7 protein-coding genes are annotated in these 8,684 nt (G+C 73.9%); 3 read left to right on the plus strand and 4 right to left on the minus strand.

What is annotated here, in order from left to right:
- Positions 1 to 16 precede the first annotated feature (16 nt).
- Positions 17 to 709: a hydrogen peroxide-dependent heme synthase gene (gene hemQ / locus ACXJKF_RS16420; protein ID WP_456788784.1), complete on the plus strand. Its 693-nt coding sequence runs from the start codon at positions 17 to 19 to the stop codon at positions 707 to 709.
- 12 nt (positions 710 to 721) lie between these two features.
- The gene (locus ACXJKF_RS16425) at positions 722 to 1,078 is read left to right on the plus strand and encodes an META domain-containing protein (protein ID WP_456788785.1); all 357 of its coding nucleotides are present in this window, start codon (positions 722 to 724) and stop codon (positions 1,076 to 1,078) included.
- A gap of 60 nt (positions 1,079 to 1,138) precedes the next feature.
- Here the strand turns inward: ACXJKF_RS16425 and ACXJKF_RS16430 are convergent, their stop codons facing one another.
- From ACXJKF_RS16430 to ACXJKF_RS16440, 3 genes are all read right to left on the minus strand, one after another.
- Positions 1,139 to 2,191: an LLM class flavin-dependent oxidoreductase gene (locus ACXJKF_RS16430; protein WP_456788786.1), complete on the minus strand. Its 1,053-nt coding sequence runs from the start codon at positions 2,189 to 2,191 to the stop codon at positions 1,139 to 1,141.
- A 41-nt stretch (positions 2,192 to 2,232) separates the two neighbouring features.
- Positions 2,233 to 3,504: a Glu/Leu/Phe/Val family dehydrogenase gene (locus ACXJKF_RS16435; protein WP_456788787.1), complete on the minus strand. Its 1,272-nt coding sequence runs from the start codon at positions 3,502 to 3,504 to the stop codon at positions 2,233 to 2,235.
- A 91-nt stretch (positions 3,505 to 3,595) separates the two neighbouring features.
- Positions 3,596 to 4,018, minus strand: coding sequence for a hypothetical protein (locus tag ACXJKF_RS16440; RefSeq protein ID WP_456788788.1), 423 nt, complete (start codon positions 4,016 to 4,018; stop codon positions 3,596 to 3,598).
- 219 nt (positions 4,019 to 4,237) lie between these two features.
- Between ACXJKF_RS16440 and ACXJKF_RS16445 the strand changes: the two genes are divergently transcribed.
- Entirely contained in the window at positions 4,238 to 7,513 is a 3,276-nt protein-coding gene (locus tag ACXJKF_RS16445) for a bifunctional proline dehydrogenase/L-glutamate gamma-semialdehyde dehydrogenase (RefSeq protein ID WP_456788789.1), read from the plus strand.
- A 50-nt stretch (positions 7,514 to 7,563) separates the two neighbouring features.
- Here the strand turns inward: ACXJKF_RS16445 and ACXJKF_RS16450 are convergent, their stop codons facing one another.
- The gene (locus ACXJKF_RS16450; protein ID WP_456788790.1) at positions 7,564 to 8,604 is read right to left on the minus strand and encodes a LacI family DNA-binding transcriptional regulator; all 1,041 of its coding nucleotides are present in this window, start codon (positions 8,602 to 8,604) and stop codon (positions 7,564 to 7,566) included.
- Positions 8,605 to 8,684: the final 80 nt, after the last annotated feature.

The raw sequence follows: 8,684 nt of genomic DNA on the forward strand, positions 1-8,684 counted from the left end.
ACACGGAGCACCCGCGATGACGCACGACGCCGAGACCCTCAACGCCACCGTCCGGTACACGATGTGGACCGTCTTCGCGCTGGAGGAGGTGCTGCCGGAGGACGATGACGAGCGCGCCGAGCTCATCACCGCAGCCCTGGCGGCGGTCGCCGACGACGGTCTGGTGGTCCGCGGCTGGTACGACGTCGCGGGACTGCGGGCCGACGCGGACCTCATGGTCTGGTGGCACGCGGAGACGGTCGAGGAGGTGCAGGGCGCCTACCAGCGGCTGCGGGCCAGCGACCTGGGCCGGCACCTGCTGCCCGTGTGGTCCGTGGTCGGCCTGCACCGGCCTGCGGAGTTCAACCGGTCGCACGTCCCGGCGTTCCTCGCGGGCGAGCCCGCCGGCGACTACATGACGGTGTACCCGTTCGTGCGCTCGTACGACTGGTACGTGCTGCCGGAGGACGACCGCCGACGGATGCTCGTCGAGCACGGCCAGGCCGCCCGCGGGTACGCCGACGTGCGCGCCAACACGGTCTCGGCCTTCGCTCTCGGTGACTACGAGTGGATCCTCGCGTTCGAGGCGCAGGAGCTGCACCGGATCGTCGACCTGATGCGCGACCTGCGCGCCACCGACGCCCGCCTCCACGTGCGCGAGGAGGTGCCGTTCTACACCGGCCCGCGCGTCACGCTGGAGACCTGGGCGGACCGCCAGCCGCGCGGGTGACATGATCGACCGATGGTCGATCTTGCGGGTACCTGGCGGTTCACAGAGCTCGAGGGCGCCGAGCTGGAGGGTGCCGGACGTGCGACCCCGTTCCTCACGTTCGACGGGGACGGTCAGGTGTTCGGGCTGGCGGGTGTCAACCGCGTGCGTGGCACGTGGCTGCTCGACGCGCACACGCTGACGTTCGGTCCCGTCGTGTCCACGCTCATGGCGGGACCGCCTGACGCGATGACCCGTGAGCAGCAGGTGCTGCGCCTGCTGGGGGAGCCCTCGACGGTGGCGGCGCCCGACGCGGACACGCTCGAGCTCACCGGCGTCGTCCGAGCGCGCCTCGTGCGCGACCCGCACGCCGGAGACCAGCCGACCTAGACCGCGCCGAGCGGTGCCGCCCGACGTCGTGCGGGGCGAGAACCGCCCGCATGGCGGCGGTCAGGCCGCGACCACCTGCGACGGCCACCGCGCCGCGACCTGCTCCAGCGTGTGCACACGGGTGGCGACGTCGAACGCCGTCCCGGTGATCATGAGCTCGTCGGCACCGGTGCGTGCGACCAGCGCCTCGAGCTCGTCGACCGCGCGGTCGGCGGTGGTGGCCACCTGGGTGCCGGGCACGCGCGCGAAGAAGTCGGCGGCCGCCACCGGGTCGAGCGCGGCCAGCTCGCGGGCGGCGTCCTCGGGAGACACGATCGGTCCCAGCGGTCGGCCGGTCCGCAGCGAGAGCGCCATGACGCGGCTCGGGCCGGCCAGGTACGCGGCCTCCTCGTCGGAGTCCGCCACGAGCACCGAGGCCGACACCATCAGGCGCGGTGCGTCGAGCACGGGCGACGGCCGGAACGCGCGCCGGTACGCGTCGGCGGCCTGGAGGGTGTGGCCGGTGTTGAAGTGGTGGGCGTAGCTGAACGGGAGGCCCAGCGAGCCGGCCAGCTCCGCGCTGAACAGGCTGGAGCCGAGCAGCCAGACCTGCGGCGACGACGTGGCGACGGGGGTGGCCGACAGCCGCGACGCCCGCAGCGACGGCGCCCGGCCGGGGAGGTCCTGGCCGAGCAGCGCGAGGACGTCGATCACCTCTGCCGGGAAGTCGTCGGCCCCCAGCCCTTCCACCGTGCGCCGCAGCGCTGCCGCGGTCATGGGGTCCGCACCGGGCGCCCGTCCGATGCCCAGGTCGATGCGACCGGGGTGCAGCGCCTCGAGCATCGCGAACTGCTCCGCGACGACCAGCGTCGGGTGGTTCGGCAGCATGACACCGCCGGAGCCGAGCCGGATGCGGTCCGTCGACGCCGCCAGGTGCGCGAGGAGGACGCCCGGGGACGTCGAGGCGACCGCCGGCATCGCGTGGTGCTCGGCCACCCAGAACCGTGCGTAACCGGCGGTGTCAGCGGCGCGGGCCAGCGCGGTCGTCGCGGCGAGGGCGTCACCGGAGGACTGGCCGACGGCGACGGGGGAGGTGTCGAGCACGGACAGGGGCACAGGGTCGCGACGAGTCACGTCGTCAGCAACACCCGCGCCCCTCTCCGTACTCCCGGGGGTCAGGGGTAGAGACCGCGGATCTGGTGCGCCTCGGCGACGCGTCGCACCCCGATGGTCAGCGCCGCGTCCCGCAGCGAGATCCCCTCGGCGCTCGCCACCGCGGCGACCGCCCGGTGGGCCGTGACCATGCGGTGCTCGAGGCGGTCCTCGATCTCGCGCTCGGTCCACCAGTACGCCTGGTTGGCCTGCACCCACTCGAAGTACGACACGACGACGCCGCCGGCGTTGGCCAGGATGTCGGGGACGACGACCACGCCGCGCTCAGCGAGGATCCGGTCGCCCTCGTGCGTCGTCGGACCGTTGGCGGCCTCGACCACCCACCGCGCCTTGACCCTGCCCGCCGCCTCGGCGTCCAGCACGCCTTCGACGGCCGCCGGGATGAGCAGGTCGACGTCGAGCGCGAGGAGCTCGGTGTTGTCGATCGGCTCGCCACCCTCGAAGCCGACCACGGTGCCGGTCACCGCGACGTGCCGCTCGAGGCCGGCGATGTCGAGGCCGTCGCTGTGCATGACGCCGCCCTGCTCGTCGCTGACCGCGACCACGCGGGTGCCCGCGTCGTGCAGGAAGCGGGAGGCGTGCGAGCCGACCTTGCCGAAGCCCTGCACCGCGGCGCTGACCTCGCGCAGCTGCACGCCCGCGTCACCGAGGGCTGCTGCGGCTGCGTGCACGACGCCCCGCGACGTGGCCGTCGCCCGGCCGAGGGAGCCGCCGACCGCGAGCGGCTTGCCCGTCGTGACCGCGGGGATGGTGTAGCCGAGGTTCACGGAGTACGTGTCCATGACCCACGCCATGGTCTGCTCGTTGGTGCCGATGTCCGGCGCCATGATGTCCCGCTCGGGGCCGATGATCGGCATGATCTCGCTGGTGTAGCGCCGGGTGACGCGCTCGAGCTCCGCCTGGCTGTACAGCCGCGGGTCGATGGTGACGCCGCCCTTCGCGCCGCCGTACGGCACGTCGACGACCGCACACTTCCAGGTCATCCACATGGCCAGCGCCCGGACTTCGTCGACGTCGACGCCGGCCGAGTACCGCAGGCCGCCCTTCCCGGGTCCGCGGGAGATGTTGTGCTGCACGCGGTACCCGGTGAAGAGCTCGATCTCGCCGTCGTCCCGACGCAGGGGGACAGCGACGTTCATCTCGCGCCGGGGTGTGGCGAGCATGCGATGGAGCCCCTCGGTGTAGCCGAGGATCTCGACGGCACCGGCAAGCTGTGCCTTGGCGGTGGCGAGGGGCGTGGTCTGCTGCGGGGTCTCCGCTGTGAGGTCCGTCACGTGCTCACTGTGGCACCACCCGGCCGCCGATCACGAGAGGACCGACAGGCGAGCCGGGCGTGTCCGACCAGCGGGCAGCGTGTGCGGGCGGTCAGCAGATCTGGGCGTTGTCGATCGGCTTCACGACCGAGCCGCCGAGGTGCCGCGAGTGCCGCGCCGGGACGAGGACGCAGGTGCCGAACGTGCCGTTGAGGTACACGGGCTTGACGAAGATGTCCGTCTGCCGGCAGTTGTAGACGCGGACCGTGTAGTAGGTCGGGTGGTTGACGTACGTCCCCGTCAGCCACTTGCAGAACTCCTCCTCGTTCTCGATCGTGGCGAACGGGCGCACGACCGCGCCGGTGCCCAGCTGGGCCTCCAGCAGAGCAGGGTCGAGGCGGTCGGCGGCGACCGGCGGGGTGGTGACGGGCGACGCGGCGACGGACGGCGCGGCGGCGGCGACGCCACCGGCGAGGAGAGTCAGGGCGCTCAGGACGGAGACGAGAGCGCGTCGGGTGCGTGCAGGTGTGCGCATGGCGGTTCCCTCGGGGTCGACGGTGGCGTCGGCTCATCCGCACGATGGCGCGCGGACGGGTTCACCCTGGCGACTGCCGGTCGGGCGGTCAACCGGCATCCGGGCGACGCACGTCGCACGGAAGGCCCTTGACAGCCAGACTGAGGCCAGGCCGGACCCGGCCGACGAGAACGACGAGGTTCGGCCGCGACCCGGCCGGCCCGCGGACGAAGGAGCAGCATGTCGACGACTGACGACGTCACCGAGGACGCGATCCGGCTGGCCCGGTCCTGGCTCTCGGCGACGGCGGAGGGCCCGACGGCCAAGGAACGACGCACGACAGGGCGGTTGGCGGCCCTCGTCGCGGATCCTGCGGGGCTCGAGCTCGCGGTGCGGTTCGTCGACCGGGTGGCTCGTCCGCAGGACGTCCGGGTGGCCGCCCGGGAGCTCGCGGGCCTCACGTCGGGTGCGGCGGCGGGCTTCCTCGGCCCGGTCGACCGGGCGATGCTCGGGGTCGGTGCGCTCGTCGCGCCCGTGCTCCCCGACGTCGTGGTGCCGGCCGCCCGGCTGCGGCTGCGCAGCCTCGTCGGCCACCTCGTCGCCGACGACGGCCCCGGCCTGGCCACGCACCTGGCCGCGACCCGGGCGGAGGGCTTCCGGCTCAACCTCAACCTGCTCGGCGAGGCCGTGCTGGGCGAGCGCGAGGCGGCCGCCCGGCTGGCGCGCGTGACGGCGCTGGTCGAGCGGCCCGACGTGGACTACGTCTCCGTCAAGGTGTCGGCGGTGGCCAGCCAGCTGTCCACCTGGGACACCGACGGCAGCGTCGAGCGGGTCGTCGACCGGCTGCGCCCGCTGTACCTGACCGCGGCACGGCACGGCACGTTCCTCAACCTCGACATGGAGGAGTACCGCGACCTCGCGCTGACGGTGCGGGTGTTCGAGCGGCTCGTGTCGGACCCGGAGCTCCTCGGTGCCGAGGCGGGCATCGTGCTGCAGGCCTACCTGCCGGACGCCGCCGACGCCCTCGACGAGCTCACGGCCATCGCGACCACCCGGCGCGCCGCCGGCGGTGCCCGCCTCAAGGTCCGCCTGGTCAAGGGCGCCAACCTGGCGATGGAGCAGGTGGAGGCCGAGCTGCACGGGTGGCCGCAGGCCCCGTACGCCTCCAAGGCCGAGGTCGACGCGGCGTACCTGCGCCTGGTCGACCGGTCCCTCGACCCGGCCCGGACGGCCGCGCTCCGGGTCGGGGTCGCCAGCCACAACCTCTTCCACGTCGCCGCGGCCCACCTGCTCGCGCAGCGGCGGGGGGTCAGCGAGGCGCTCGACGTCGAGATGCTCCAGGGCATGGCGCCCGCCCAGGCGCGTGCGGTCCGGGACGAGGTCGGCGCGGTGCTCCTGTACACGCCGGTCGTCGCGCGGCACGACTTCGACGTCGCCATCTCCTACCTGGTGCGGCGCCTCGAGGAGAACTCGGCGAGCCAGAACTTCCTGCACGCGCTCTTCGCGGAGGGTGCCGCGATGGATGCCCAGGAGGAGGCGTTCCGCGAGGCGTTCCGGGACCGCGACGAGCCGTCGACCGCGGCCCGCCGCTCGGCGCGCCCGCCCGTCGACGCCGCGGGGCCCTTCGCCAACACCCCGGACACCGACCCCGCCGTCGCGGCCGCCCGTGCCTGGGCCCGGGAGCTGGTGGACCGGGACGTGCCGGTGCCCGTCGGCGCGGTCACCGTCGCCACGACCGACGAGGTCGACACGGTCGTCGCCCGCGCCGCCGCGGCGCTCCCCGCGTGGGCCGCGACACCGCCCGCAGACCGGGCCAGGGCGCTCCACGCCGTCGCCGTCGCGCTGGAGGACGCGCGGGCGGACCTCGTCGCGACGATGGTCCACGAGACCGGCAAGACGGTCGCGGAGGCCGACCCGGAGGTCAGCGAGGCGGTCGACTTCGCCCGCTACTACGCCGACCGCGCGGCCGGGCTCGCCGACGGCGTCGTACCCGGCGCCGTGCACCGGCCCGGCGGGCTCACGGTCGTCACGCCGCCGTGGAACTTCCCGGTGGCGATCCCCGTCGGCTCGGTCCTCGCCTCGCTGGCCGCGGGGAGCCCGGTGCTGGTCAAGCCTGCTCCGCAGGCGCCGCGGTGCGGGCAGGTCGCGATGGCGGCGATCCAGCGCGGTCTCGACCAGGCGGGCGCGCCCGCCGGCATCCTCACTGTCGTGCTGAGCCCCGAGGGGGACGTCGGGCGCCGGCTCGTCACCCACCCGGAGGTCGCCCGGGTGGTCCTCACCGGCTCGATCGAGACCGCGCAGCTGTTCGCCGGCTGGCGGTCGGACCTCGACGTGCTCGCCGAGACCTCCGGCAAGAACGCCCTGGTCATCACCGCGTCGGCSGACGTSGACCTCGCSGTSGCCGACCTGGTGCGCTCCGCCTTCGGGCACGCCGGGCAGAAGTGCTCGGCGGCGTCGCTCGCGATCCTCGTCGGCTCCGCGGGCCGCTCCGACCGGCTGCGCCGCCAGCTCGCCGACGCCGTCGCGTCCCTGCGCGTCGGCCCCGCGACCGACCTGGGAACGGCCGTCGGTCCGCTCACCGAGCCGGCGTCCGGCAAGCTCCTGCGCGCCCTGACCACGCTCGACCCGGGGGAGTCGTGGCTGGTCGCGCCCCGCCAGCTGGACGACGAGGGCCGTCTGTGGAGCCCAGGCGTGAAGTTCGGCGTCGCACCGGGATCGTGGTTCCACACCACGGAGTGCTTCGGTCCCGTGCTCGGGATCATGCGGGTGGAGACGCTCGATGAGGCGATCGACCTGCAGAACGCCGTCGCCTTCGGCCTCACGGGTGGGCTGCACTCGCTCGACGAGGCCGAGATCGACCACTGGCTGACCCGGGTCGAGGTGGGCAACGCGTACGTCAACCGGCACATCACCGGCGCGATCGTGCAGCGGCAGCCGTTCGGCGGGTGGAAGGCCTCCACCGTGGGTCCCGGCGCCAAGGCGGGCGGACCTCACTACGTCGCCCAGATCGGCAGCTGGCAGGACTCGTCCGACGTCCCGCAGGACGACGGCGCCTGGCTCGCGTGGGCACAGGCCGACGACGCCCGCGTGTGGGCCGACGAGCTCACGCGCGAGCACGACCCGTCGGGCCTGCGCGTCGAGGCGAACCTCCTGCGCTACCGGCCGGTGCCGCAGCTCACCGTCCGGACCGGCTCCGACGCGCCGGCACGGGAGGTCGACCGGGTGTGCCACGCCGCACGGACGGCCGGGGTGCCGGTGACCGTCAGCGACGTGTCCGGCGAGTCCCACAAGGCGTTCGCCGCACGGGTGCGCTCCGGGGCCGTGACCGGACGGGTGCGCGTCATCGGATCGGCGCCCGGCCTGCGCGACGCGGCCGCGACCCGTGTCGGTGAGGTCACCGTGCTCGACGGGCCCGTGCTCGCCAGCGCAGCGCGGGAGCTGCTCACGGTCGTCCGCGAGCAGGCGGTGAGCCGGACGCTGCACCGGTTCGGGCACGTCCCACCCAGCGCGGGCTGAGACGCGACGAAGGCCCGGTGGGACATCCCACCGGGCCTTCGTCCGCAGTGCTACGCCGACGCGCGGATGACCAGCTCCGGCGCGAAGATCAGCGGCGGCGACGGCGGTGCGCCGTTCAGCTGGTCGAGCAGACGCGCGCCCGCGGCCCGGGCCATGGCGACGACCGGCTGGATCACGCTGGTCAGCGGGGGAGTGGTCGACGCGGCGACCCCGAGGTTGTCGTACCCGACCACGGCGATGTCGCCGGGCACCTCCTTGCCGTGCTCGGCCAGCACGCTGAGCGCACCGGCCGCCATCAGGTCGGACGCGATGAAGATCGCGTCGACGTCGGGGAACTTCGCGAGCAGCTCCCGCGCCGCGATGGTGCCCGACGCCATCGTGAAGTCCCCGCGCACCACGGCGTCGTCCGACATCCCGGCGGCGTGGATCGCCAGGCGCCAGCCGGTGAGCCGGTCGATCCCGGCAGACATGTCCGCCGGGCCGGCGATCGTCCCGATGCGTCGGCAGCCCCGGTCGATGAGGTGCTGGGTGGCGAGCCGGCCACCCTCGACATTGTCGGTGTCGACGTACTGCACGTCCCGCTCGTCCGCGGACAGCGGCCGGCCGACGAACACGTTCGGGACGTGGCTCAGCTGCAGCGCACGGTCGAGCTCGTCGTTCGCGTGGTGCGACACGACGATCGCCCCGTCGACGTGACCGTTGCGCAGGTAACGGACGGTCCGCTCGCTCTCACCCGGGCGGGCGATGACGAGCACGACCTGCATGTCCGAGTCCGCGAGCGAGGTGCTCAGCCCGTTCAGGGTCCCCGCGAAGAAGGGGTCGGACAGGACGCGCTCGTCGGGCTCGGGCACCACGAGGGCGATCGAGTCCGTGCGCTTGGTGACCAGGGAGCGTGCGGCGCGGTTCGGGGTGTACCCGAGGTCGGTCACCGCGGCCTCGACCGAGGCGAGGGCCTCGGGAGACACGCGCAGACCGCCGTTGATGGCGCGAGAGGCTGTTGAGCGTGAGACACCGGCGCGCTCGGCGACCTGCTCGAGCGTCGGCGCGGCAGGCCGCGCGGGGTCCACGTGGACCGGGATGTTGTCGACCACCGTTGGTCTTCCCTCCTGTGGCTGCCGAGGCAGCGATGACGAGCTGGTGACGGGAAAGGCGGGGTGCTCGGGGAGCACCC

The sequence above is a fragment of the Cellulomonas sp. P5_C5 genome, from assembly GCF_054049655.1.

What these genes read in the sequence shown, in the direction of transcription:
- hemQ (WP_456788784.1), top strand. Translation starts at nt 17, where the DNA reads ATGACGCACGACGCCGAGACCCTCAACGCCACCGTCCGGTACACGATG.
- ACXJKF_RS16425 (WP_456788785.1), top strand. Translation starts at nt 722, where the DNA reads ATGGTCGATCTTGCGGGTACCTGGCGGTTCACAGAGCTCGAGGGCGCC.
- ACXJKF_RS16440 (WP_456788788.1), bottom strand. Translation starts at nt 4,018, where the DNA reads ATGCGCACACCTGCACGCACCCGACGCGCTCTCGTCTCCGTCCTGAGC.